Genomic DNA, 24,375 nt, shown 5'->3' on the forward strand with positions numbered 1-24,375 from the left:
CGAAAAAAAGCCGGGGCTTCGTTACCGTAAGCCCCGGCTTCTGTTACGTGAAAAAGCTGCGGTAACAGTTTTTTCACATCTGAGGGTGTTACCTGTGGGGGCGCGCCCTCAGCTTTCGCTGGCCACCCCGGTCTTGCGCCGTGGAATGCCCAGGCGCTGGCGGCGTTCCCACAGGCACTTGCGGCTCACGCCCAGCTTGCGCGCCAGTTCGGTCTCGGTCATATGGTCCTGATGCTCAAGCACGAAGTGCTGGAAGTAGTCTTCCAGTGACAGATCTTCGGTCGGCTCATGGCTGGTATTGCTGCCACCGCCCTGTTGCGGGGCCAGGCCGATGAAATCGTCGTCTTCCAGGTCGCTCAGCTCGATATCGATACCCAGCAGCTCGGCGGAAATTTCCGGGCTTTCCGACAAAATCACCGCACGCTCGACCGCGTTCTCCAGTTCACGCACGTTACCCGGCCACGAGTAATGCCGAATCGCCTGCTCGGCGTCGGCGGCAAACCTGAGGTCGGTACGGTTGATGCGCGCGCTCTGGCGCAGCAGAAACGCGTTGGCGATTTCATTCACGTCGGTACCGCGTTCGCGCAGGGCCGGCAGCTTGAGGGCGATGACGTGCAGGCGGTAATACAAGTCTTCACGGAACTGGCCGATCTTGGCCAGGCTCTTGAGGTCACGGTGGGTCGCGGCGATCAGGCGCACATCGACCTTCTGTGATTGCACCGAGCCGACGCGGCGAATCTCGCCTTCCTGCAACACGCGCAGCAGGCGCGCCTGAGCTTCCAGGGGCAGTTCGCCAATTTCGTCGAGGAACAAGGTGCCGCCGTCCGCCGCTTCGACCAACCCTGCACGCCCGGCGCTGGCGCCGGTAAAGGCACCTTTCTCGTGGCCGAACAGTTCGGACTCGATCAGGGATTCGGGGATCGCCGCGCAGTTCACCGAAATCATCGGTGCCTTGGCACGCTTGGACAGGTTGTGCAGGGCGCGGGCTACCAGCTCTTTACCGGTGCCCGATTCGCCCTGGATCAATACATTGGAATCGGTCGGCGCCACTTTGCGGATCTTGCTGTACAGGTCCTGCATCGGTGGGCAGGAGCCGATGATGCCGATCTCGCCATTACTGTTGTCCACACCCGGCTTCTCGGCGGCCTTGCCGGCGGGGCGCTGCTCGGGCGCAGCACTGCCGGCCGACTGACGGTCACGCAGGATGCGCGCCACGGCCTGGAGCATTTCGTCGTGATCGAAAGGCTTGGCGATGTAGTCCACCGCGCCCATCTTCATCGAGTCCACCGCCGAGCGCAGGCTGGCATAGCTGGTCATGATCAGCACCGGCGTGCCCTGGCCAAGCTTGATCAGCTCGGTGCCCGGTGCGCCCGGCAGGCGCAGGTCGCTGACAATCAGGTCGAACGTGGGAATGCTGAAACGCTCTTGGGCTTCCTGCACCGAGCCGGCTTCGCTGACCTGATACTGATTACGTTCAAGCAGGCGACGCAAGGCAGAGCGGATAATGGTTTCGTCTTCGACGATCAAAATGTGCGGCATTGATTCAATTCTCTCGACGGTCTCAGTTCACAGCGGACGTCGCTTCGACATGACGCGGCAAGGTCACCCGAATACGGGTGCCGCGTTGGCTTTCGGTGTCAGCCGGGCTGTCGATGGTGATTTGTCCATAATGCTCTTCAACGATGGAATAGACCAGTGCAAGGCCCAGACCGGTACCTTCACCCGGGTCCTTGGTGGTGAAGAAAGGTTCGAACAATCGGTCCATGATGTTCTGTGGAATACCGCTGCCTTCGTCCTCCACGATCAAGTCGACCGTGTGCTCGAAAGCCTCGCTCTTGACGCGTACCGCACTGCCGGCAGGGGTTGCGTCACGGGCGTTTGAAAGCAGGTTGATCAGCACCTGCGCCAAGCGTTGGGAGTCGCCGTCGACCCAGTGGTCCGGGTCGCACAGGTTAAAAAACTGTACTTCGAAATTGCGCCGGTTCAAGGCCAGCAGCCCAATGGCATCCTGCGCCACTTCCGCCAGGCACACCGCTTCGTCCAGGTTCTGATGCGCGCCGGCGTGGGCGAAGCTCATCAGCGACTGCACGATGCGTGACACACGCTTGGTCTGCTCAAGGATCTGCCCGCTGATTTCGGTGATTTCGGCGTCTTCCTCGCGCTCTTCGCGCAGGTTTTGCGCCAGGCACGCGATACCGGTGATCGGGTTGCCGATTTCATGGGCCACACCCGCGGCCAGGCGACCAATGCTGGCCAGGCGCTCGGAGTGCACCAGCTTGTCTTCGAGCATCTGGGTTTCGGTCAAGTCTTCCACCAGCAACACCAGGCCACTGTTACCCGGTGCCAGCGGCTCGTCGATCGCGGCTTTGTGCAGGTTGAGCCAGCGGGTCTGGCCGTCCAGCGCCAGGTGCTGTTTGTGCAAGTGCTCGTCGGGCAGGTTGATAAAGCCTTGCAGCAGTTCTTTCCAAGGCTCGCCCAAGGTATTCAGGCGTGAACCCACCACACGCTGGGCGGCGATGCCGGTGAGTTCTTCCATGGCCTTGTTCCACATCAGGATCTCTTGATCCTTGGCCAGGGAACACACGCCCATCGGCAGTTCCTGCAGGGTCTGGCGATGGTAGCGGCGCAGGGCGTCGAGTTCGGCGGCAAGGCCGGTGAGGCGTGAGTGGTAGTCCTCCAGCCGGCTCTCGATGAAATGGATGTCTTCGGTGACGTAGTTTTCGCCGCCGGCCTTGTAGGGCAAGAAGGTTTCCACCATGTCCTGGGACACGCTGGGGCCCATCAGGCCGGACAGGTTGGCCTCAATGCGGTCGCGCAAACGGCGCAGGGCATACGGGCGGCGCTCGTCAAACGGCAGGTAAAGGTCGCGCAGCGCCTGCTCGACTTCCTTTTGCGCAGCCTTGGCGCCCAGCGGCTTGGCCAATTGGGTGGCGAACTCTTGCGGTGAGGCCGCGTGCAGCTCGCGACGTTGCGGGCGCCGCACGTTGTCCACCGCGCAGGCCTCGGCGGCGCTGGTCTCTTCGGGGCTGGCGTTGGTGAACAGCGAGATCAAGGTAAACATCAGCACGTTGGCGGCCAAGGAGGCGATCGCCGCCATGTGCCAGCTGGTGTCGTCCAACACGTAGATCATGTTCAGCAGCGGAATATAGAAGCCCTGCAGGTTGCCGACCAGCGGCAGCAGCATGGTCACCATCCACACCAGAATGCCTGCCAGCAGCCCGGCGATAAAGCCGCGACGGTTGGCGGTCGGCCAGTACAGCACCGACAACACGCCCGGCAAGAACTGCAAGGTCGCGACAAACGCGACGATGCCGAGGTTGGCCAGATCTTGCCCGGCGCCCAGCAGCAGGTAGAAACCATAGCCGGCCATGATGATGGCGACGATCAGCGCGCGGCGCGTCCATTTCAGCCAACGGTAGATATTACCTTCGGCCGGCGGCTGATACAGCGGCAGCACCAGGTGATTGAGCGCCATGCCGGAGAGTGCCAGCGTGGTGACGATGATCAAGCCACTGGCCGCCGACAAACCGCCCACATAAGCCAGCAATGCCAGGGATTTGCTGTTGGCGGCAATACCGACGCCAAGGGTGAAGTATTCGGGGTTGGTAGTGGCGCCGAGCTTGAGGCCGGCCCACAGGATCAGCGGCACCGCCAGGCTCATCAACAGCAGGAACAGCGGCAAGCCCCAGCTGGCGCTGACCAATGAGCGCGGGTTGAGGTTCTCGGTGAACGTCATGTGGTACATGTGCGGCATCACAATCGCCGAAGCGAAAAACACCAGCAGCAGCGTGCGCCAGGGGCCTTCCTGCAACGGGGTGTGCAGGGCGGCGAGGGCGGTCTGGTTTTGCAGCAGCCACAGCTCCAGCTGTTGCGGGCCGTCGAATACGCCATACAGCGCATACAGGCCGACGCCGCCGATGGCGATCAGCTTGATCACCGACTCGAAGGCAATCGCAAACACCAGGCCTTCGTGCTTCTCGCGCGTGGCGATATGGCGTGAACCGAAGAAAATCGTGAACAGCGTGATCAGCGCGCAAAAAGCCAGGGCGACGCGGTGCTGTACCGGTTCGCGGGTGAGGATGCTGATGGAGTCGGCCACGGCCTGGATCTGCAGGGCCAGCAACGGCAGCACGCCGATCAGCATGAAAATCGTGGTCAGCGCGCCAGCCCAGGTGCTGCGAAAGCGGAAGGCAAACAGGTCTGCCAGGGACGATAGCTGATAGGTGCGGGTGATTTTCAGGATCGGGTACAGCAACACCGGCGCCAGCAAAAACGCGCCGGACACGCCCAGGTAGCTGGACAAAAAGCCGTAGCCATACTGATAGGCCAGCCCCACGGTGCCATAAAATGCCCAGGCGCTGGCGTAGACGCCCAGGGACAAGGTATAGGTCAACGGATGGCGAATGATCGCCCGCGGAATCATTCCGCGCTCACTGATCCAGGCAACTCCGAACAACGCGGCCAGGTAGGCGGCGCTGATCAGCAGCATCTGGGTGAGGCTAAAGCTCATCGGCATCTTTTTGGCTCTGCAGGATGAAGGTCACGACGATCAGGATCAGCCACAGCAGATAAGGGCGATACCAGGCGCCCGTGGCGTCGATCCACCAATCCATGATGGCGGGGGAAAACAGGTAGATCCCGACGACCAGCAGCAGGACCAATCGATAGATGTACATGTTGGCCTCTGATTAAAAAACTGCCGCGATGGTAACGGATGCTTGGCAAGCTGCAAGCGCCTTCAACTCAATTGCGCTTCGGCCAGGGTAAGTGTGCGCGGGATCTGGCTGGCATCCCAGTGTGCAATGCCCCAATCCAGCAGTTCCCGTGGGCTGGCGTGCAGCAGTTCGTTGCCGGGTTGCTGGCCGAGGGCGCGCAGCGCTCTTAATAGCAAAGGTGTGGCCTGGCCTTGTGTCAACGGCGGCGAGCGGTAGGATTTGCCCAGCTTGTTGCCGTCCGGCTGAGTGATCAGCGGCACGTGCAGGTAACGCGGCTGGCGCAGGCCCAGCAGTTCCTGCAGGTAAAGCTGGCGCGGCGTGGAATCGAGCAGGTCGGCGCCGCGCACGATGTCGGTGACACCTTGCCAGGCATCGTCGAGTACCACTGCCAGTTGGTAGGCATACAGGCCATCGCGACGGCGGATGATGAAATCGCCCACATCACGGCCCAGGTGCTGTCGGAATTCGCCTTGCACGCGGTCGGTAAAGTGATACGCCAGCTCCGGTACGCGCAGGCGGATCGCCGCGTCTTGCTGTTCATGCCCGAGGTTGCGGCACAGGCCTGGATAGATGCCGTGGTAGGGCTCCAATTGTTTACGCGAGCAGGTGCAGGCGTAAGCCAGGCCGTGGTTGAACAGGTCGTTCAAGACTTTGGCGTAGGCCTCATGCCGTTCGCTTTGTCGGACCAGTTCCCCATCCCACTCGAAGCCATAGCTTTCCAGGGCGTGCAGGATCGCCGCCTGGGCGCCGGGTTCTTCACGGGGTGGGTCGAGGTCTTCCATGCGCATCAACCAGCGGCCGTGATTGGCGCGGGCATCGAGGTAGGAGGCGAGGGCGGCAACCAGCGAACCGAAGTGCAGGTGGCCGCTGGGCGTGGGGGCGAAACGCCCGATATAGGTAGAGGCTGTCATGGGCCGGATACTACTGGAAAACCACTGAGCGCCAGAAACAAAAATGGAGCGTTTGCACGCCCCATTTTTTGTTTTTCGCATTCAGCCCGGCAGGATTACTTGCCGACCTGTTTTTCCTTGATTTCAGCCAAGGTCTTGCAGTCTACGCACAGGTCCGCGGTTGGGCGGGCTTCCAGGCGACGAATACCAATCTCGACGCCGCAGGATTCGCACCAGCCGTATTCCTCGTCCTTGATCAGTTGCAGGGTCTTGTCGATCTTCTTGATCAGCTTGCGCTCTCGATCACGCGCTCGCAGTTCAAGGGCGAACTCTTCTTCCTGGCTCGCACGGTCGGCCGGATCAGGAAAGTTGGCTGCTTCGTCCTTCATGTGGTCAACGGTACGATCAACCTCCTGCATCAAGTCCTGTTTCCACTTGTTCAGGATCTTGGTGAAGTGCTCGCGCATGGGCTCACCCATGTACTCCTCGCCCTTTTTTTCCACATAGGGTTCGAAGCCGCCGAGGCCTTGAGTCTGCTGTTGCTTTGCTTGGGTGGACATGAATAGACCGCCTCTCACTCTTCTAATCCATTGCGCAGGATTGCAACGTCACCGACACCTGCCGGCCCTGCGGCTGCAAGCGGGCGAACTTACCAGATAGATTCGGGGTGCGCCACTCCCGGTTGTCGAGGCCCAACGTGGCAGGCTTGCAAACTGTCATGGCCCGCCATGGCTGGGTGTAGCGTGTCTCGAAGGTTGATTTTAGTCGTTTTGCAGGCGCTTGCTCGGTTCATCACGGAGGACCGAGCAGGCAATAGAGCATGTTTTACCGCGCGGGTTCGGTAGAATCCGAATTTTGTCCTCACCGTCTAAGGAAGGCTAATGGCTCAGCCCTACAGTGCGCGCAGTCGCGCCATCGAACCTTTTCACGTTATGGCGTTGCTGGCGCGAGCCAATGAGCTGCAGGCGGCCGGCCATGATGTTATCCACCTGGAGATCGGCGAGCCGGATTTCACCACGGCCGAGCCGATTATCCAGGCCGGCCAGGCCGCGCTGGCCAACGGCAAGACACGCTATACCGCGGCCCGCGGGCTGCCCGAGTTGCGCCAGGCCATCAGTGGTTTTTACCAGCAGCGCTACGGTCTGAGCGTCGACCCCGAGCGCATCCTGATCACGCCCGGTGGCTCTGGCGCGTTGCTGCTGGCCAGCAGCCTGCTGGTCGATCCGGGCAAGCATTGGCTGTTGGCCGACCCAGGCTACCCGTGTAACCGACATTTCCTGCGGCTGGTGGAAGGCGCGGCGCAGTTGGTGCCGGTTGGCCCGGACGTGCGCTACCAATTGACCGCCGAGCTGGTGGCTAAACACTGGAACGCAGACAGCGTTGGCGCGCTGGTGGCCTCGCCGGCCAACCCGACCGGCACGATTCTCAGCCGCGACGAACTGGCGGGGTTGTCGAGTGCAATCAAGGCGCGTAACGGCCATTTGGTGGTGGACGAGATCTATCACGGCCTCACCTACGGCACCGATGCCGCCAGCGTGCTGGAAGTCGACGACGAGGCCTTCGTCTTAAATAGTTTTTCGAAGTATTTCGGCATGACCGGCTGGCGCCTCGGTTGGCTGGTGGCGCCCCCGGCGGCAGTGGGCGAATTGGAGAAGCTGGCGCAGAACCTCTACATCAGCGCGCCGAGCATGGCCCAGTACGCGGCGCTGGCGTGTTTCACCGAGCAAACCCTGAGCATTCTGGAAGAGCGCCGCGCCGAGTTCGGGCGCCGCCGGGATTTCCTGCTGCCAGCCTTGCGCGAGTTGGGTTTCGGCATCGCCGTAGAGCCCGAAGGCGCGTTCTACTTGTACGCCGATATCAGCGCGTTCGGCGGTGATGCCTTCGCGTTTTGCCGTCATTTCCTCGAAACCGAGCATGTGGCGTTTACACCAGGCCTGGATTTCGGTCGTTATCAGGCCGGCCACCATGTGCGTTTTGCCTACACGCAAAACCTCGATCGGCTACAGGAAGCGGTGGAACGCATCGCCCGTGGCTTGCGGAGCTGGCAAGGCTGATGCGCTTTAATCCTCCCCTCGAAGAAGGGCGGCTGATCCGCCGCTACAAGCGCTTTCTCACCGACATCGAAACGCTGACCGGCGAGTTGCTGACCATTCACTGCCCCAACACCGGCTCGATGCTCAATTGCATGGTGGAGGGCGGCCAGGTCTGGTTCAGTCGCTCCACAGACCCCAAGCGCAAGTTGCCGGGCACCTGGGAAATTGCCGAAACACCCCAAGGTCGGCTGGCGTGCGTCAACACAGCGCGTGCCAACCCACTGGTGGAAGAAGCGTTGCGCGCCGGGGTGATCACTGAACTCAACGGTTTTACTGCCCTGAAGCGCGAAGTGCCTTATGGCCAGGAAAAAAGCCGTATCGATTTTCGCCTGGAGTACCCACACGGCGCGGCCTATGTGGAAGTCAAAAGCGTCACCCTGGGCTTTGACGGCTCGCCGGTGGCGGCGTTTCCCGACGCAGTGACCCAACGTGGCGCCAAGCATTTGCGTGAATTGGCGCACCTGGCGCGTGAGGGCGTGCGGGCGGTGCAGTTGTATTGCGTGAACCTGTCGGGGATCGACGCTGTACGCCCCGCGGCGGAAATCGATGCGGGCTACGCCGCTGCGCTGCGCGAGGCCAAGGCGGCCGGCGTGGAGGTGTTGGCCTACGGTGCGCGGGTCACGCCGCAGGAAATTATCATCGACCGGCGTCTGGACGTGATGATCGGCGACTAGAGTTCAACCCACAGGCCTTGCGCGTCTTCACGGCCGGGCAGGGCTTTAAGGCTTTGACCCGCGCATGGCCCGGCGATGCACTCGCCGCTTTCGATCAGGAACAAGGCGCCGTGGGTGGCGCACTGGATCAGGCTGGCGCTGCTGTCCAGAAACTGGTCGGGCTGCCATTCCAGCGGGATGCCGCGATGGGGGCAACGGTTGAGGTAGAAGTAGGCAACGCCGTCACGGCGCACGGCGATTACTTTGCAACCGTCTATTTCAAAACCGCGGCTGCTGTTGGGCGCCAGTGCAACCGAGGGGCAGAGAAACTTCATAACGATCCTTAAGTGCCTTGACGTTCAAATGCAAACAATTATCAAATGCCGGCTTCGCCCGTTAGCTGATTGGGTGCTCTGTACGATGCCAGACAGGGTTTAACTGTCACATCCATGAGTGCTTGAGTGGCCCTGCCCTTGGAAGGAAACCCTGTTATGCGCCTGAGTACCAGCGCTATTGCGCTTGTTGCCTCACTGCTGGTCAACCACGGGGCGTACGCCTCTGAACTGCCGCAACGCTGGGTCAGTGCCGGTGGGGCGCTATCGGAATGGGTCACGGCGCTGGGCGGGGAGTCAAAGCTGGTGGGGGTGGATACCACCAGTCAGCACCCTGAATCGCTCAAGGCGTTGCCGAGCATTGGTTACCAGCGCCAATTGTCCGCGGAAGGGGTTTTAAGCCTGCGCCCACAGGTGTTGGTGGGCACTGAAGAAATGGGGCCGCCGCCGGTGCTGGCGCAGATTCGCGGAGCGGGCGTGCAGGTGGAGATGTTCTCGGCCGAGCCGGATTTGCCGACCTTGAAAGGCACCCTTCAGCACCTGGGCAAGCTGTTGGGTGATGAAACCAGGGCCAACGAATTGTTTACCGGATATGAACAAAAGCTGGATCAGCAGAAAGCCTGGGTCGCCAAGGCCCAGGCCACGCAGAAGGCGCCGGGTGTGCTGCTGTTGCTCGGGCATGCAGGCGGCAAGCCGCTTATCGCGGGCAAGGACACGGCCGCCGATTGGTTGTTGCAGCAGGCGGGCGGGCATAACCTCGCGACCCACACCGGCTATAAGCCGTTTTCGGTGGAGTCGCTGGCCGGTCTGAGCCCTGATGTGCTGGTGTTTGCTGATCGTGCCCTCACCGGCGATGCGGCGCGGGCGGCCTTGTTCAAGGAAAACCCGATTCTGGCGTCAACGCCGGCGGCTAAAAATGGCCGCGTGTTTGAGCTGGACCCGACCCTGCTGGTCGGCGGGCTTGGGCCGCGTTTGCCGCAAAGCCTGGTGCAATTGTCTGCCGGGTTTTATCCGTCCCAGGCTAAACCTGCCCAATGACGACTCTGGTTAAACCGAAAACGCTGTTTATCGGGCTCGCACTGTTATGCCTTCTGGCAACCTGGCTTTCATTGGCGTTGGGGCCGGTCAGCCTGCCGTTGCTGGATACGCTCAAGGCCGCCTTGCGCTTGATGGGCGTGCCGATTGAAGCCCAAGGCCTGGAGCAGGCCGAATTGATCCTTGGGCAGATTCGTCTGCCGCGAACCTTGCTGGGGTTGGCGGTGGGCGGTGTGCTGGCATTGTCGGGTGTGGCGATGCAGGGCTTGTTTCGCAACCCGTTGGCCGATCCGGGGTTGGTCGGTGTGTCCAGCGGTGCGGCGCTCGGGGCGGCTATTGCGATCGTCGGCGGTTCTTTTTTTGGCGGCCTGCCGGATGCGGTCGGGCCTTATCTGTTGTCGTTGTGCGCATTTCTCGGCGGCTTGGGCGTCACTGCCCTGGTCTATCGCCTGGGGCGTCGCAACGGTCAGACCAATGTCGCGACAATGCTGCTGGCCGGTATCGCGCTTACCGCCTTGGCCAGTTCGGCGGTGGGGTTGTTTACCTATCTGGCCGATGACGCCACCTTGCGTACCCTGACCTTCTGGAACCTGGGCAGCCTCAATGGCGCCAGCTATTCGCGGTTGTGGCCATTGCTGTTGGTGAGCGCCGCTGTGGCGCTGTGGTTGCCGCGTCGGGCAAAAGCCTTGAATGCACTGCTGCTGGGTGAGTCCGAGGCCAATCACCTTGGGGTCAATGTTGAAGGGCTCAAGCGTGAACTGGTGTTCTGCACAGCCCTGGGTGTGGGTGCAGCGGTAGCGGCGGCGGGCATGATCGGGTTTGTCGGGCTGGTGGTGCCGCATCTGGTGCGCTTGTTGGCCGGGCCGGATCATCGGGTGCTGTTGCCGGCGTCTGTGCTCGCGGGCGCGAGCCTGTTGCTGTTTGCAGACCTGGTGGCACGCCTGGCGCTGGCGCCCGCTGAACTGCCGATCGGCATCGTGACGGCCTTTATCGGCGCGCCGTTTTTTCTTTATTTGTTGTTGCGAGGGCGCGCCTGATGCTGCGAGTAGAAGCGTTACAGGTCCGGCGTGGCGATAAAACCGTGTTGGCGGATGTCACCCTGGAGTTGCTGCCGGGTGAAGTGCTCGGTGTGCTCGGCCCTAACGGAGCAGGCAAGAGCACGCTGCTCGGTGCGTTGTGCGGCGAGCTGAAGCCGGATCAGGGCAAGGTGTGGCTGGATCAGCAAGCCTTGACGGACTGGAGCGGGCCGCACCGGGCCCAACGTTTGGCAGTGTTGCCGCAGACTTCCACGCTGGATTTCGCATTCCGCGTCGAGGAGGTTGTGGGCATGGGCCGCTTGCCCCATCAGACCGGACGCGTGCGTGATGACGAAATCATCCAGGCGGCGCTGCACGCAGCAGACGTGGGCCATTTGAGCGGGCGCAGCTACCTGGCGTTGTCGGGTGGCGAACGCCAGCGTGTGCATCTTGCGCGAGTGTTGGCGCAGTTATGGCCAGGGGAAGCCGGCCAGACGCTGCTGTTGGATGAGCCGACCTCGATGCTTGACCCCTTGCACCAACACACGACCCTGCAAGCCATACGTACATTTGCTGATCGCGGCGCTGCGGTGCTGGTAATTCTCCATGACCTGAACCTGGCGGCGCGTTATTGCGACCGGATTCTGTTGCTGGAGCAGGGGCGCCCACACGCGCTGGACACACCGGCACAGGTGATGCGGCCTGAGCCACTTAAAGCGGTGTTTGGTTTGGAGGTGTTGGTACAGCCGCACCCGGAGCGCGGTCATCCGTTGATCATTGCGCGCTGAATCGGCTTTTTACAGGTAAAAAAAGACCCGGCAAGAGCCGGGTCAAATAACCGTGATTAGCCTGATGAGGAGATAATCTGAGAGTCCGAACCAATGGTCTTTCAGTTATCGGCTGATCTCGCGACCAGTTGTGATAATCATAACGATTCTCATTTGAGAGTCAACCTCTGTTTTTCGACGATCTGCGGTTTTTCTCAAACACACGTTCGAACTACCCGTAAACATTGGGAATTCTTGCAGACCTAAATCTTCTGACGCGCTGAAATCGCCTCCAGCTGACGGTTCAATGCCTCCTTGCGCTCCGTCGGGATGTCGTTCCAGTGCACGTCCATCAAGGCTCCTTCGATTGCGTACAGCAGCACTTTCGAGGCCCGAAACCCGCGAGTGCGCACGGCTCGGTAGGCATCTACAGCTCCCAGGCGACGTAAGTCGGACGCACTGTGGATGCCCACCGCATGCAGCCACTGCGCCGACGTCTTGCCCAGGTTTTTCAGGTGTTGCAGCTCATCGTTCATCAAGCCTCCTTGCGACGGCCGAATGGTGCGGTGGGTATCGTGACCAGGCAAGCCTGAAAAGGAGTGTAGCGCTCAGTAGGAAAAGCGTGGTTCTTTGGTCAGGAACGGCTGAAAAGCTTATAAGAATTTTTAAGGGTATTGCCGACAAGCGGGCAGGAGGCGCCGCTACGCGTCAGGCGTAGCCGGGGCCCGAAAGATGAAGTTACTTGGTGCGGTAGCGCAAACGAGTGCCGAAATTGACCGACATCAGGATCTCGTCAGCCGTCAGTTCGGGGGAGAAGTAGGTGCCGGAAATCTGCGCATGGGCCAGGCTGGCACCTTCCAATGAGCACTCGCGCAGGTCCAGGCCGCGCAGGTCGGCAGAGCGGAAGTAGGCGTCGGTGAAATCCACGCCCGTGGCGTTCAGGTCACGCAGGTCCAGCCCGCGGAAGTCGCCACCGCGCATGTCGATGGTGCCGTCTTTGGGGCGCTCCTGATTGAAGCCGCGGATGTCGTCTTTATGCAGGAGTGCGTAGAGCGGAGTATCAAGAAGCTTGGGCTGACTCATGACGGCGACTCCTGTTGGAATTATGACGCCATTATAGTGCCACTATTGCTCGGTCGTGCACCGTAGATCGGCGACACGACCAAGAAATATTTCTTACAGGCCGGGCAGGCGCTGACGAATGTGCGCTACCAGAGCGTCGAGTGTGCCGCTCTCGTTGGTTTCCACACGTTTGCTCAGCAGCAGTTCTTCGGCGGTCAGCGGGTCACGGTTGGCCTGTTGCTCTTCGATAATGGTGAGTGTCGCGTCGGAAGGATCGTTTTTATCCGCCTGACGTTGCGCCAGCCAGCTAGCGATGACGGCTTGCGGTGCGTTGCAATCGAGGATCAGGAAAGGCGCGCCGGTGGCCTCGGCAACCTTGGCAGCGGCGTTGCGTTGTGCGCTTTTCAGGAAGGTCGCGTCCAGCACTACCGGGTAGCCAGCACGCAAGACGGTATCGGCGATTTCATTCAAGCGAGCGTAGGTGGCGGCGCTGGCTTCGGCGGCGTAGATACCGGCTTGCGGGGTGTTCTCGACCTTCTGTTCACCAAACAGGCGCTTGCGTTCCACATCCGAACGCAGGCGCACCGCACCCAAGGCTTCCACCAGGCGCATGGCCACGTGGCTTTTACCGACGGCCGAAACACCGTGGGTTATCGCCAGGAAGCGCGACGGAATGGTGCTGTAGCTTTCCGCCAGGTTGGCGTAGTTGCGGTATTGGCGCAGGGTGGTGGCGCGTTGCACCGGGCTGGCCTCGCTTGGCATGCTGAACAACGACACCTTGGCGCGTACCAGTGCACGGTAGGCTTTATAGAAGTTCAGCACTTCAAGGCCTTGGTAGTCGCCGGTCAGTTCCAGGTACTGGCTGATAAAACGGCGCGCCAGGGATTTGAGGCCGCGGTCTTCCAGGTCCATCGCCAGGAAGGCCGTGTCGGCATACACATCGGTGAAGCGGAACGGCTCGTTGAACTCGATGCAGTCGAAGATCACTACTTGGCCATCGATCAAGGTGGCGTTGCCCAAGTGGATATCACCGTGACATTCGCGAGTGAACCCTTCGAGCTTGCGCTGGGCCAGCAGGGGCTTGAGGCGTTCGAAGCTGGCTTCGGCCCAGGCTTGCAGGGCTTCGAGCTGGGCCAGGTCGGCTTTGTCGCTGAGGAACGGGCGGATCTGATCGAAGTTCTGGCGAACCGGTGCCATCACTTCATCCGGTGTGCCGGCGGGGTGGTCTTGCGGCACTTTCGGTGCGCTGAGGTGGAAGTGCGCAATCTGCTTGGCCATGTCGTCAATGTGCGCGCTGGTGACCTCGCCATTGGCTTGCAGGGTGCTGAGCAGTTGGCTTTGCGGGAATTGGCGCATTTTCAGCGCGTATTCGATCACCGGGCCATCACCGCCCAATTGCGGGGCTTCGGCGCTGCCGGTGATTGGCAACACGTCAAGATACAAATCTTCAGTCAGGCGCTGGTTAAGGCGCAGCTCTTCGCGGCAGAAGTGGCCGCGGTCGTCCAGTTGGGTGAAATCCAGAAAGCCGAAGTTCATCGGCTTCTTCAGCTTGTAAGCATACGGGCCGGTCAGTATGACCCAGGAAATATGGGTCTCAATGACTTGGAACGCTTCAACCGGATGGGGATACAAAGCCGGGTTTTGCAGGGCTGCGATCAGGGACTGGCTCACGGGCGATCCTTCAAAGTCTGGGGGAAATCATGGCCGGCATTATGGCGGTTACAGTCGGTCGTGCAAACCGCTGTCCGGCTCATGTTGATCGTCAATAAAGTGCGTATAATCCGCCGCCATGACTCGAACCCGATCTCCCCGTTCCCGTAAAAAACCTCCTTCACGCGGCCTGCGCCCGTGGCTGGGCTGGGCCATCAAGCTAAGCCTGGTAGGCCTTGTGGTGCTCGCAGGCTTCGCGGTGTACCTCGACGCCGTGGTCCAGGAGAAATTCTCCGGCAAGCGCTGGACCATCCCGGCCAAGGTGTATGCACGCCCGCTGGAATTGTTCACCGGCCAAAAGCTGAGCAAGGAAGACTTCCTTACCGAACTCGACGCCTTGGGCTATCGCCGCGAACCCGTGAGCAACGGCCCTGGCGCCGCAGCGGTCAGCGGCAATACCGTCGACCTGAATACCCGTGGCTTCCAGTTCTATGAAGGCCTGGAGAAAGCCCAGCCGGTGCGCGTGCGCTTCTCCGGCGATTACGTAGCCGAGCTGTCGTCGCTCAATGGCTCGAAGCTGCCCGTGGTACGCCTTGAACCGCTGATGATCGGCGGTATTTACCCCAAAAACCTCGAAGATCGCATCCTGATCAAGCTCGATCAGGTGCCACCGTACCTGCTCGATACGCTGATCGCCGTTGAAGACCGCGATTTCTACAGCCACTGGGGTGTGTCGCCCAAGTCGATCGCCCGCGCCATCTGGGTTAACACTTCCGGCGGCAAGATGACCCAGGGCGGCAGTACGCTCACGCAACAATTGGTCAAGAACTTTTACCTGACCAATGAGCGCAGCCTGACCCGTAAACTCACCGAAGCCATGATGGCCATGCTGCTGGAGCTGCATTACAGCAAGCAGGAGATTCTCGAGGCTTACCTCAACGAGGTCTTCGTCGGCCAGGATGGCCAACGCGCCGTGCACGGTTTCGGCCTGGCCAGCCAGTTCTTCTTTGGCCAGCCTTTGTCCGAATTGAAATTGCATCAAGTCGCGTTGCTGGTGGGGATGGTCAAGGGCCCGTCCTATTACAACCCGCGCCGTAACCCGGAACGTGCGCTTGAGCGCCGTAACCTGGTGCTGGATGTACTCGAGCAGCAGGGCGTGGCCACCGCTGAACAAGTCGCGGCGGCGAAAAAAATGCCACTGGGTGTTACCACTCGCGGCAAGCTGGCCGACAGTTCGTTCCCGGGCTTTATCGATCTGGTCAAACGCCAGCTACGTGAAGACTACCGCGACGAAGACTTGACCGAAGAAGGCCTGCGGATCTTCACCAGTTTCGACCCGATCCTGCAGATGAAAGCCGAAGCGTCGGTCAACGACACCTTTAAACGCCTGACCGGCCGCAAAGGCTCGGATGAAGTCGAAGCGGCGATGGTGGTAACCAACCCGGAAACCGGTGAAGTGCAAGCCATGATCGGCAGCCGCCAGGCCAGTTTTGCCGGTTTCAACCGTGCGCTGGATGCGGTGCGGCCGATCGGCTCGCTGGTCAAACCGGCGGTCTACCTCACGGCCCTGGAAAAACCAAGCAAATACACCCTGACCAGTTGGCTGTCGGATGACCCGCTGTCGGTCAAAGGGGCGGATGGCCAGGTGTGGACGCCGCAGAACTTTGATCGTCGCTCCCACGGCACTGTGTTCCTGTACCAGGGGCTGGCGCATTCCTACAACATCTCCACCTCGCGCCTTGGGCTTGAAGTGGGCGTGCCGAATGTGCTGAAAACTCTGGGGCGACTGGGCATCACCCGTGAGTTCCCGGCGTTCCCATCGATGCTGCTGGGCGCTGGCGCCATGACCCCGATGGAAGTGGCGACGATGTACCAGACCCTCGCCAACGGTGGTTTCAATACCCCGATGCGCGGCATTCGCAGTGTGCTGACCGCCGAGGGCGAACCGCTCAAGCGTTACCCGTTCCAGATCCAGCAGCGCTTTGACGCGGGCTCCATCTACCTGATTCAGAACGCCATGCAGCGCGTGATGCGTGAAGGCACCGGGCGTTCGGTCTACAGCGTGCTGCCGTCGAACCTGACGCTGGCGGGCAAGACCGGCACCAGTAACGATTCGCGTGACAGCTGGTTCGCAGGCTTCGGCCAGGATGTGCTGGCCGTGGTGTGGCTGGGCCGCGACGATAACGGCAAAACCCCGTTCACCGGTGCTACCGGTGCGCTGCAGGTGTGGACCAGTTTCATGCGCAAGGCCGATCCGTTGCCGCTTAACATGCCGCAGCCGGACAACATCGTGCAGGCGTGGATTGATCCGCACACGGGACAAGGCTCCGACGCCAACTGTCCGGGGGCGGTACAGATGCCGTATATTCGCGGCAGCGAGCCACCTGCTGGTGCTGCGTGCGGTGGCAGTGCCCCCGCTGACGCGGATTCGGTGATGGATTGGGTCAAGGGCTGGATGCATTAAGCAAAGAGGGTTTCAAGTGAACAAGTTGTGGATTCCAGCTATTACCGCCCTGGTTATGCTCGGCGGTTGCTCCAGCGTGCAGCGCGGTTCCATTCCCGTGGTGGACTCAAGCACGAACGTTTCCAATAACGACCGTATCTCGGCCACTGGCGGTTTCCGTCAGACCGTGGTCAAGCGTCCTGCCCAGGCTACGCCTCAGTCCATACCGCAGGATTCGGGTGTGGTGGTGATGGTGCCGGGCGGCGGTGCTGCGACGTCGGCGCCGATCAGTGCCGAGCCTTGGACGCCAGGGCCAAGCACATCGGGGCCGGCTGGCTCCGCGCCGATCCAGACCGCGCCGATCAACCAGGGCACTTACAACATGCCGCCGTCGACGCCGAGCGGTATTCCGTCTTCGTCTAACGCGGGCGGCCTGTCGGCTGACGAGCAGCTGGACGGGCCGGTACTGGCTCTGTTGACCACCGCCCAGCAGCAACAATCGGGGGGGGACCTGAACGGGGCATCGTCGAGCCTTGAGCGCGCCCAGCGTGTGGCGCCGCGTGAGCCGCAAGTGCTGTATCGTCTGGCCCAGGTGCGCCTGGCCCAGGGCGACGCGCCGCAAGCCGAGCAGTTCGCCCGTCGCGGCCTGACGTTGGCCAACGGTCGCCCGGACCTGCAAGCCAACCTGTGGGCTTTGATTGGTGACGCGCGTGCCGCACAAGGCGACGCCGCCGGTGCTGCCCAGGCGCGGCAAAAAGCCAAGGTCAGCCTCTGATGGATGCACGGTTTCCGGCAATTGCCGAACAGCTGTTGCTGATTGAACGTGAGTTACGCGTGCAGGGTTGGTGGGACGAAGTGTCCCCCAGCGCTGAAGCGCTTGGCAGTGTCGAACCGTTTTCGGTGGATACGCTGGACTTTCACCAGTGGTTGCAATGGATCTTCCTGGTGCGCATGAAGCAGATCCTCGAGCAGGACCTGCCGTTGCCCAATGCATCAGGGATTCTTGAGATGGCGGAGATGGTTTACGCCGATCGCCCGCTTGAGAGCCTTGGCCTACGCAATGCGCTGAAAAAGTTCGACCAATTGATCGTCGACGCTCGTTAATTGCCTGACTGCCGGGTTTTCCGGCAGTCTTGCGCACATTTCTACCGCGTGACGACATTCAGGCGAGTTTTATCCCTCCTCAAACCCCTTTAATCTTCGTTCTCATGCGCTTAGTTGGAAAAAAGCGCAATTATTGCTTGACTTGAAGGGGCTGAAACAGAAGAATCCAAAGTCCGCTGTATCGGGACTGCCAGAAGCAGGCCCGCTCAGCAGATCATGAGGCGCATATCCGCGCCGACCTGTAACACCCGCAACGCGTTACCTCGCGCTGGGTGGGAAAAGCCCGCAACACTTGGGACGATCCCAATACTTGCTCAGTCAGTGCTGACGTAGTCGGCGACCACCGTCGCTCATGCTCTGTTGAGAAGTAAACCTATTAAGACCCGTCGGTTTTTAACGGACGGTATTCTGGCGTTTTAGAGGTGAACAACGTGGAGCTTTTATCTGGCGGTGAGATGCTCGTCCGCTTTTTGCGTGACGAAGGCGTCGACTATATCTACGGGTACCCAGGTGGTGCTCTGCTGCATGTTTACGACGCACTGTTCAAGGAACCGGCTGTTACCCACATCCTGGTTCGCCACGAACAGGCCGCGACCCATATGGCTGACGGCTATGCCCGTGCCACCGGTAAAGCCGGTGTGGTACTGGTAACCTCCGGCCCAGGCGCAACCAATGCCATTACCGGCATCGCGACTGCCTATATGGACTCCATCCCGATGGTGATCATTTCTGGCCAGGTGCCCAGCACCATGGTCGGTACCGATGCATTCCAGGAAACCGACATGATCGGTATCTCCCGGCCGATCGTGAAACACAGCTTCATGATCAAGCATGCGTCGGAAATCCCGGAAGTCATGAAAAAGGCCTTCTACCTCGCACAGTCCGGTCGCCCGGGCCCTGTGGTGGTCGATATCCCGAAAGACATGACCAACCCGGCGGAAAAGTTCGAATACGTCTTCCCGAAAAAAGCCAAGCTGCGCTCCTACAGCCCGGCCGTGCGTGGGCACTCGGGGCAAATCCGCAAGGCGGCAGAAATGCTCTTGGCGGCCAAGCGCCCAGTGTTGTACTCCGGCGGTGGCGTGATTCTGGGCGGCGGTTCTGCACCTCTGACCGAATTGGCCAAACTGCTCAACCTGCCGGTGACCAATACCCTGATGGGCCTCGGCGCATTCCCGGGTACGGACCGTCAGTTCGTCGGCATGCTCGGCATGCACGGCAGCTACACCGCCAACCTGACCATGCACCACGCCGACGTCATCCTGGCGGTGGGCGCGCGGTTTGATGATCGTGTGATCAACGGTCCGAGCAAGTTTTGCCCGAATGCCAAGATCATCCACATCGACATTGACCCGGCGTCCATCTCCAAGACCATCAAGGCCGACGTGCCGATCGTAGGTCCGGTAGAAAGCGTGTTGACCGAAATGGTTGCGGCGCTCAAGGACATCGGCGAAACGCCGAACAAGGAATCGGTTGCCAGCTGGTGGAAGCAGATCGATGAATGGCGCGGCGACCGCGGCCTGTTCCCTTACGACAAGGGCGACGGCAGCATCATCAAGCCACAAACCGTGATCGAAACCCTGTGCGAAGTGACCAAGGGCGATGCCTTTGTGACCTCCGACGTGGGCCAGCATCAGATGTTCGCTGCGCAGTACTACACGTTCGACAAGCCTAACCGCTGGATCAACTCCGGTGGCCTGGGCACGATGGGCTTTGGTTTCCCAGCGGCCATGGGTGTGAAACTGAGCTTCCCGGACACTGACGTCGCCTGCGTGACGGGTGAGGGCAGCATCCAGATGAACATCCAGGAGCTGTCGACGTGCCTGCAGTACGGTCTTCCGGTGAAGATCGTGTGCCTGAACAACGGCGTGCTGGGCATGGTTCGTCAGTGGCAGGACATGAGCTACAACAGCCGTCACTCCCATTCCTACATGGAATCGCTGCCGGATTTCATCAAGTTGGTTGAAGCCTACGGCCACGTCGGCATGCGCATCACTGATTTGAAAGATCTGAAGCCGAAGATGGAAGAGGCGTTCGCCATGAAGGACCGCCTGGTGTTCCTCGATATTCAAGTGGACACCAGCGAGCACGTCTACCCGATGCAGATCAAAGACGGCTCTATGCGCGACATGTGGCTGAACAAGACGGAGCGTACCTAATCATGCGGCACATTATCTCCCTGCTTCTGGAGAACGAACCCGGCGCTCTGTCTCGTGTTGTCGGCCTGTTTTCGCAACGCAACTACAACATCGAAAGCCTGACTGTAGCACCAACCGAAGACCCGACCCTGTCGCGCCTGACGTTGACGACTGTTGGTCACGATGAGGTGATCGAACAGATCACCAAAAACCTCAACAAACTGATCGAAGTGGTCAAGCTTGTCGACTTATCGGAAAGTGCCCACATCGAGCGTGAGCTGATGCTGGTTAAAGTCAAGGCGACGGGTGCCCAACGTGCCGAGATCAAACGGACTACCGATATTTATCGCGGGCAGATCGTTGATGTAAGCGCCAGCGTTTATACCGTTCAACTGACCGGTACAAGCGACAAGCTGGACAGCTTCATCCAGTCGATCGGGACGGCCTCGATTCTGGAAACGGTACGCAGTGGTGTCACCGGGATTGCCCGTGGCGACAAAGTACTCAGCATCTAACCCAAATTAGCGAATGGCCTTACGGCCTGGATATATAGAGGAACCTCATGAAAGTTTATTACGATAAAGATTGTGACCTGTCGATCATCCAGGGCAAGAAAGTCGCCATCATCGGCTACGGTTCCCAGGGCCACGCCCAAGCGTGCAACCTGAAAGATTCCGGCGTTGACGTGACTGTCGGCCTGCGCAAAGGCTCGGCGACTGTTGCCAAGGCTGAAGCCCACGGCCTGAAAGTGACTGACGTTGCTTCCGCCGTTGCAGCTGCCGACCTGGTCATGATCCTGACCCCGGACGAATTCCAGTCCGCGCTCTACAAGAACGAAATCGAGCCGAACATCAAGAAAGGCGCCACCCTGGCCTTCTCCCACGGCTTCGCCATTCACTACAACCAGGTTGTGCCACGCGCTGACCTCGACGTGATCATGATCGCGCCGAAAGCACCGGGCCACACCGTGCGCTCCGAGTTCGTCAAAGGCGGCGGCATCCCTGACCTGATCGCGATCTACCAGGACGCTTCGGGCAACGCCAAAAACGTTGCACTGTCCTACGCCGCTGGCGTTGGTGGCGGTCGTACCGGCATCATCGAAACCACCTTCAAGGACGAGACCGAAACCGACCTGTTCGGCGAACAAGCCGTTCTGTGCGGCGGTACCGTTGAGCTGGTCAAGGCCGGTTTCGAAACCCTGGTTGAAGCTGGCTACGCGCCGGAAATGGCCTACTTCGAATGCCTGCACGAACTGAAGCTGATCGTTGACCTCATGTACGAAGGCGGTATCGCCAACATGAACTACTCGATCTCCAACAACGCCGAATACGGCGAGTACGTGACCGGCCCGGAAGTGATCAACGCCGAATCCCGTCAGGCCATGCGCAACGCCCTGAAACGTATTCAGGACGGCGAATACGCCAAAATGTTCATCAGCGAAGGCGCTACCGGCTACCCTTCGATGACCGCCAAGCGTCGTAACAACGCCGCTCACGGTATCGAAGTGATCGGCGAGCAACTGCGCTCCATGATGCCGTGGATCGGTGCCAACAAGATCGTCGACAAAGCCAAAAACTAAGTCGTACGCATCAAGAGAAAACGCGGCTTAGGCCGCGTTTTTTCGTTTGGGGGCGGGTTCTGGTATAAAGCTGCATCGTTTGCGGGCGAACACGCGCTGCAAGTATTTGTCGAATTCTTTTCACACCGTTGCAAGGTAAAGTCCATGACCGAACGTCCCGAAGAGCCAAACCAGGCTTCTGACGCCGAAAGCCTGCTACCGATCGATGAGCATGTCGAAGAAGGGCATGATGCGGAAGGTCGCAAGGTCCGGCATCGTGGTATCTATCTTCTGCCCAATCTGTTTACTACGGCCAACCTGTTTGCCGGGTTCTACTCCATTATCAACTCCATGAGCGCGCAAAGCGCATTGGCGGCGGGTGATGCGGCGAGTGCCAGCAAGTATTTCGGCTTTGCCGCTATCGCCATCTTCGTGGCCATGGTGCTCGACGGCCTGGATGGCCGGGTGGCGCGCATGACCAATACCCAAAGCGCTTTCGGTGCCGAGTACGACTCGCTGTCGGACATGGTGGCCTTCGGCGTTGCCCCGGCACTGCTGGCGTTTGCCTGGGCGCTGGGGGATATGGGCAAGGTCGGCTGGATGGTTGCCTTCATCTATGTCGCCGGCGCGGCGTTGCGTCTGGCGCGCTTCAACACCCAAGTGGGGACTGCCGACAAGCGTTACTTCATCGGCCTGGCCAGCCCGGCGGCGGCAGGTGTGGTGGCCGGTATTGTCTGGGCGTTCAGTGACTACGGCATCCAGGGGTCGAAGATGTCGTTCCTGGTGGCCTTGATGGTTGCAGCCGCCGGCATGCTGATGGTCAGCAACATCAAGTACAACAGCTTCAAGGAGTTCGACCTCAAGGGGCGCGTGCCTTTCGTGGCGATCCTGGTGGTGGTGCTGGTGTTTGCGGTGGTCTTCAGCGATCCGCCGCGTATTCTGCTGTTGGCGTTCCTGGTGTACGCCGCTTCGGGGCCGATTCAATACCTGTTGCATCTGCGCCGCGACAAAACATTGCCTTAATGTAATTTCCCCCATACTCCGCAGTCTATTGGTGCATCAGTTCTCCAATGCTGCGGAGTTGCCATGTTAATCAAGATCCCTAAAGCGTCCGATTGTCACGAGTCGGATGTCACGCCTGAATCCTTCTATCTTTCTCGTCGCAGCGTGCTCGGCGGTGCGCTGGCAGGCGTTGCTGCCACTGCGCTGCCGCGTTGGGCCAGTGCCGACGATGCGGCGCGTTATGCCGATGTCGAGCCGGGTAATGCCCCAGGCTGGTTTGCCGAGAAACTGCCCAAGACCCAATGGCAGGCGGTTACGGTAAAAGACGAAGCCATCACGCCGTTCAAGGATGCCACCCACTACAACAACTTCTATGAGTTCGGTACGGACAAGGGCGACCCGGCAAAGAACGCCGGTTCACTCAAGACTGAACCCTGGAGTGTGGTGATTGATGGGGAAGTCGGTAAACCTGGGCGCTATGCCCTGGAAGACTTCATGAAGCCTTATCAATTGGAAGAGCGTATCTACCGTCTGCGTTGTGTCGAGGCGTGGTCGATGGTGATCCCGTGGATGGGTTTTCCTATTTCAGCCTTGCTCAAGCAGGTTGAGCCGACCGCTAAAGCCAAGTACATCCGCTTTGAAACGCTGCAGGATCCCAAAAGCATGCCGGGGCAGCGCTCCAGCTTCGGCTTGATCGACTGGCCTTATGTAGAAGGGCTGCGTCTGGATGAGGCAATGAACCCGTTGGCGATCCTGGCCGTGGGGATGTATGGGCGGGAGTTGCCGAACCAGAACGGCGCGCCATTGCGTCTGGTTGTGCCGTGGAAGTACGGCTTCAAGAGCGTGAAGTCGATTGTGCGGATCAGTCTGGTCAGCGAGCAGCCGAAGACGACTTGGCAAAGCATTGCGGCCAATGAGTATGGGTTCTACGCAAATGTGAATCCGACCGTCGACCACCCTCGCTGGACTCAGGCGCGTGAGCGCCGTTTGCCGAGCGGTCTGTTCAGCCCGAATGTGCGCGAGACGCAAATGTTCAACGGCTATTCGGATGAGGTCGCCTCTCTCTATACGGGCCTGGATCTGCGGAAGAATTACTGATGCTTTATCCGATCTGGCGCGTTGGCGTCTTTATAGCGGCCGCGATATGGCCATTTTTCTGGCTGTACGGGGCATGGAGTGCTGTGCTCGGGCCTGATCCAGGCAAAGTGTTGATGGATCGGTTGGGGCTTGGCACCTTGATCCTGTTGCTGATCACGTTGAGCATGACGCCGCTGCAGAAGCTCAGCGGGTGGGCAGGGTGGATTGCCGTGCGCCGACAACTGGGGCTGTGGTGTTTTGCGTATGTGGCGCTGCATCTGGCCGCGTATTGCGTATTCATCCTGGGGCTGGATTGGTCGCAGTTCGGCGTGGAGCTGCGTAAACGGCCCTACATTATTGTCGGTGCGTTGGGTTTCCTTGGCCTGTTGGTACTGGCAGTGACGTCCAATCGCTATAGCCAGCGTCGGTTGGGCAGCCGTTGGAAGAAGCTGCACCGACTGGTGTACGTAATTCTTGGGCTCGGTTTGTTGCATATGTTGTGGATTGTGCGGGCCGACCTGAAGGAGTGGGCTATCTATGCATCTATAGGGGCGCTGCTGCTGGTGCTGCGGATCCCGCCAGTGATGCGCCGGATTCCCCGCCTTATTGCGAAAAAACCACTTTCTGCAACAAAAGCGTAATTAAGGATTGACGGCGTTTTATATCTGTCTATAATTCGCCCCACTTCCGGCGCAGTCGAAACGAAAAACTTCTTGGTAAACAAAGAGTTATGAAGTTTTCGGCAGCAAGTTGCTTCAGTTCATCGGAGCCAAAAGGGAGTTGAAAAAGAGGTGTTGACAGCAGCGTGTAACGCTGTAGAATTCGCCTCCCGCTAACGAGAGA

Annotated in this window: 23 protein-coding genes; 14 read left to right on the forward strand and 9 right to left on the reverse strand. The window is 60.0% G+C overall.

Features of this window, described 5'->3' with window-relative positions; all coding sequences use genetic code 11:
• Positions 1–108: 108 nt before the first annotated feature.
• From BFP92_RS00895 to dksA, 5 genes are all read right to left on the reverse strand, one after another.
• Positions 109–1,539 (reverse strand): sigma-54-dependent transcriptional regulator, encoded by a 1,431-nt coding sequence (locus BFP92_RS00895; protein ID WP_065911191.1) that lies wholly within the window; start codon positions 1,537–1,539, stop codon positions 109–111.
• A gap of 22 nt (positions 1,540–1,561) precedes the next feature.
• Positions 1,562–4,516: a sensor histidine kinase gene (locus BFP92_RS00900; RefSeq protein WP_163005508.1), complete on the reverse strand. Its 2,955-nt coding sequence runs from the start codon at positions 4,514–4,516 to the stop codon at positions 1,562–1,564.
• Positions 4,500–4,676 carry a hypothetical protein gene (locus BFP92_RS30975; RefSeq protein ID WP_003176118.1) on the reverse strand — a complete coding sequence of 59 codons (177 nt, stop codon included), beginning with the start codon at positions 4,674–4,676 and terminating at the stop codon, positions 4,500–4,502. The genes BFP92_RS00900 and BFP92_RS30975 overlap by 17 nt, the downstream gene beginning before the upstream one ends.
• Positions 4,677–4,738: 62 nt before the next feature.
• Positions 4,739–5,626: a tRNA glutamyl-Q(34) synthetase GluQRS gene (gene gluQRS / locus BFP92_RS00905; RefSeq protein ID WP_065911193.1), complete on the reverse strand. Its 888-nt coding sequence runs from the start codon at positions 5,624–5,626 to the stop codon at positions 4,739–4,741.
• Positions 5,627–5,721: 95 nt separating this feature from the next.
• Positions 5,722–6,165: an RNA polymerase-binding protein DksA gene (gene dksA, locus BFP92_RS00910; protein WP_003194150.1), complete on the reverse strand. Its 444-nt coding sequence runs from the start codon at positions 6,163–6,165 to the stop codon at positions 5,722–5,724.
• 321 nt (positions 6,166–6,486) lie between these two features.
• Between dksA and BFP92_RS00915 the strand changes: the two genes are divergently transcribed.
• Both BFP92_RS00915 and sfsA read left to right on the forward strand, forming a co-directional pair.
• Positions 6,487–7,659: a pyridoxal phosphate-dependent aminotransferase gene (locus BFP92_RS00915; protein ID WP_065911194.1), complete on the forward strand. Its 1,173-nt coding sequence runs from the start codon at positions 6,487–6,489 to the stop codon at positions 7,657–7,659.
• Complete coding sequence (gene sfsA, locus BFP92_RS00920) at positions 7,659–8,372, forward strand: DNA/RNA nuclease SfsA (protein WP_065911195.1); 714 nt, start codon at positions 7,659–7,661, stop codon at positions 8,370–8,372. Before BFP92_RS00915 ends, sfsA begins: the two co-directional genes overlap by 1 nt.
• On the opposite strand, the gene BFP92_RS00925 is transcribed toward sfsA, so the two are convergent.
• The gene (locus BFP92_RS00925) at positions 8,369–8,686 is read right to left on the reverse strand and encodes a Rieske (2Fe-2S) protein (RefSeq protein WP_065911196.1); all 318 of its coding nucleotides are present in this window, start codon (positions 8,684–8,686) and stop codon (positions 8,369–8,371) included. The genes sfsA and BFP92_RS00925 overlap by 4 nt on opposite strands.
• Before the next feature lie 156 nt (positions 8,687–8,842).
• Here BFP92_RS00925 and BFP92_RS00930 point away from each other — a divergent pair, with 156 nt between their 5' ends.
• Genes BFP92_RS00930 through BFP92_RS00940 form a run of 3 tightly spaced genes read left to right on the forward strand, consistent with a single transcriptional unit; the run spans position 8,843 to position 11,522 of the window.
• Entirely contained in the window at positions 8,843–9,721 is an 879-nt protein-coding gene (locus BFP92_RS00930; RefSeq protein WP_065911197.1) for a heme/hemin ABC transporter substrate-binding protein, read from the forward strand.
• Entirely contained in the window at positions 9,718–10,755 is a 1,038-nt protein-coding gene (locus tag BFP92_RS00935) for a FecCD family ABC transporter permease (protein ID WP_065911198.1), read from the forward strand. The genes BFP92_RS00930 and BFP92_RS00935 overlap by 4 nt, the downstream gene beginning before the upstream one ends.
• Entirely contained in the window at positions 10,755–11,522 is a 768-nt protein-coding gene (locus BFP92_RS00940; RefSeq protein WP_065911199.1) for a heme ABC transporter ATP-binding protein, read from the forward strand. The genes BFP92_RS00935 and BFP92_RS00940 overlap by 1 nt, the downstream gene beginning before the upstream one ends.
• Positions 11,523–11,764: 242 nt before the next feature.
• Here the strand turns inward: BFP92_RS00940 and BFP92_RS00945 are convergent, their stop codons facing one another.
• The 3 genes from BFP92_RS00945 to BFP92_RS00955 all read right to left on the reverse strand — a co-directional run bounded on the left by BFP92_RS00945 (position 11,765) and on the right by BFP92_RS00955 (position 14,234).
• Complete coding sequence (locus tag BFP92_RS00945; protein WP_017139226.1) at positions 11,765–12,037, reverse strand: TfoX/Sxy family protein; 273 nt, start codon at positions 12,035–12,037, stop codon at positions 11,765–11,767.
• Positions 12,038–12,239: 202 nt separating this feature from the next.
• Positions 12,240–12,584, reverse strand: coding sequence for a pentapeptide repeat-containing protein (locus BFP92_RS00950; protein WP_056859776.1), 345 nt, complete (start codon positions 12,582–12,584; stop codon positions 12,240–12,242).
• 93 nt (positions 12,585–12,677) lie between these two features.
• Entirely contained in the window at positions 12,678–14,234 is a 1,557-nt protein-coding gene (locus tag BFP92_RS00955) for a bifunctional aminoglycoside phosphotransferase/ATP-binding protein (RefSeq protein ID WP_065911200.1), read from the reverse strand.
• A gap of 118 nt (positions 14,235–14,352) precedes the next feature.
• Here BFP92_RS00955 and mrcB point away from each other — a divergent pair, with 118 nt between their 5' ends.
• The 9 genes from mrcB to msrQ all read left to right on the forward strand — a co-directional run bounded on the left by mrcB (position 14,353) and on the right by msrQ (position 24,173).
• Positions 14,353–16,677 (forward strand): penicillin-binding protein 1B, encoded by a 2,325-nt coding sequence (gene mrcB / locus BFP92_RS00960; protein ID WP_056859778.1) that lies wholly within the window; start codon positions 14,353–14,355, stop codon positions 16,675–16,677.
• Between the two features lie 16 nt (positions 16,678–16,693).
• Positions 16,694–17,431, forward strand: coding sequence for a tetratricopeptide repeat protein (locus tag BFP92_RS00965; protein WP_065911201.1), 738 nt, complete (start codon positions 16,694–16,696; stop codon positions 17,429–17,431).
• Positions 17,431–17,760: a YqcC family protein gene (locus BFP92_RS00970; RefSeq protein WP_065911202.1), complete on the forward strand. Its 330-nt coding sequence runs from the start codon at positions 17,431–17,433 to the stop codon at positions 17,758–17,760. Before BFP92_RS00965 ends, BFP92_RS00970 begins: the two co-directional genes overlap by 1 nt.
• Positions 17,761–18,191: 431 nt before the next feature.
• Entirely contained in the window at positions 18,192–19,916 is a 1,725-nt protein-coding gene (locus BFP92_RS00975; RefSeq protein ID WP_065911210.1) for an acetolactate synthase 3 large subunit, read from the forward strand.
• A gap of 2 nt (positions 19,917–19,918) precedes the next feature.
• Positions 19,919–20,410, forward strand: a complete 492-nt coding sequence (gene ilvN / locus BFP92_RS00980) for an acetolactate synthase small subunit (RefSeq protein ID WP_003176102.1) — start codon at positions 19,919–19,921, stop codon at positions 20,408–20,410.
• Positions 20,411–20,457: 47 nt separating this feature from the next.
• Positions 20,458–21,474: a ketol-acid reductoisomerase gene (ilvC, locus tag BFP92_RS00985; protein WP_003176099.1), complete on the forward strand. Its 1,017-nt coding sequence runs from the start codon at positions 20,458–20,460 to the stop codon at positions 21,472–21,474.
• Between the two features lie 144 nt (positions 21,475–21,618).
• Entirely contained in the window at positions 21,619–22,476 is an 858-nt protein-coding gene (gene pssA, locus BFP92_RS00990) for a CDP-diacylglycerol--serine O-phosphatidyltransferase (protein ID WP_056859782.1), read from the forward strand.
• Between the two features lie 63 nt (positions 22,477–22,539).
• The gene (gene msrP, locus BFP92_RS00995) at positions 22,540–23,553 is read left to right on the forward strand and encodes a protein-methionine-sulfoxide reductase catalytic subunit MsrP (protein WP_065911203.1); all 1,014 of its coding nucleotides are present in this window, start codon (positions 22,540–22,542) and stop codon (positions 23,551–23,553) included.
• Positions 23,553–24,173 carry a protein-methionine-sulfoxide reductase heme-binding subunit MsrQ gene (msrQ, locus tag BFP92_RS01000; protein ID WP_065911204.1) on the forward strand — a complete coding sequence of 207 codons (621 nt, stop codon included), beginning with the start codon at positions 23,553–23,555 and terminating at the stop codon, positions 24,171–24,173. The genes msrP and msrQ overlap by 1 nt, the downstream gene beginning before the upstream one ends.
• Positions 24,174–24,375: the final 202 nt, after the last annotated feature.

Origin of the sequence: Pseudomonas sp. 58 R 3 (assembly GCF_900006605.1) — a bacterium.
GTDB classification, from domain to species: Bacteria; Pseudomonadota; Gammaproteobacteria; order Pseudomonadales; family Pseudomonadaceae; genus Aquipseudomonas; species Aquipseudomonas salomonii.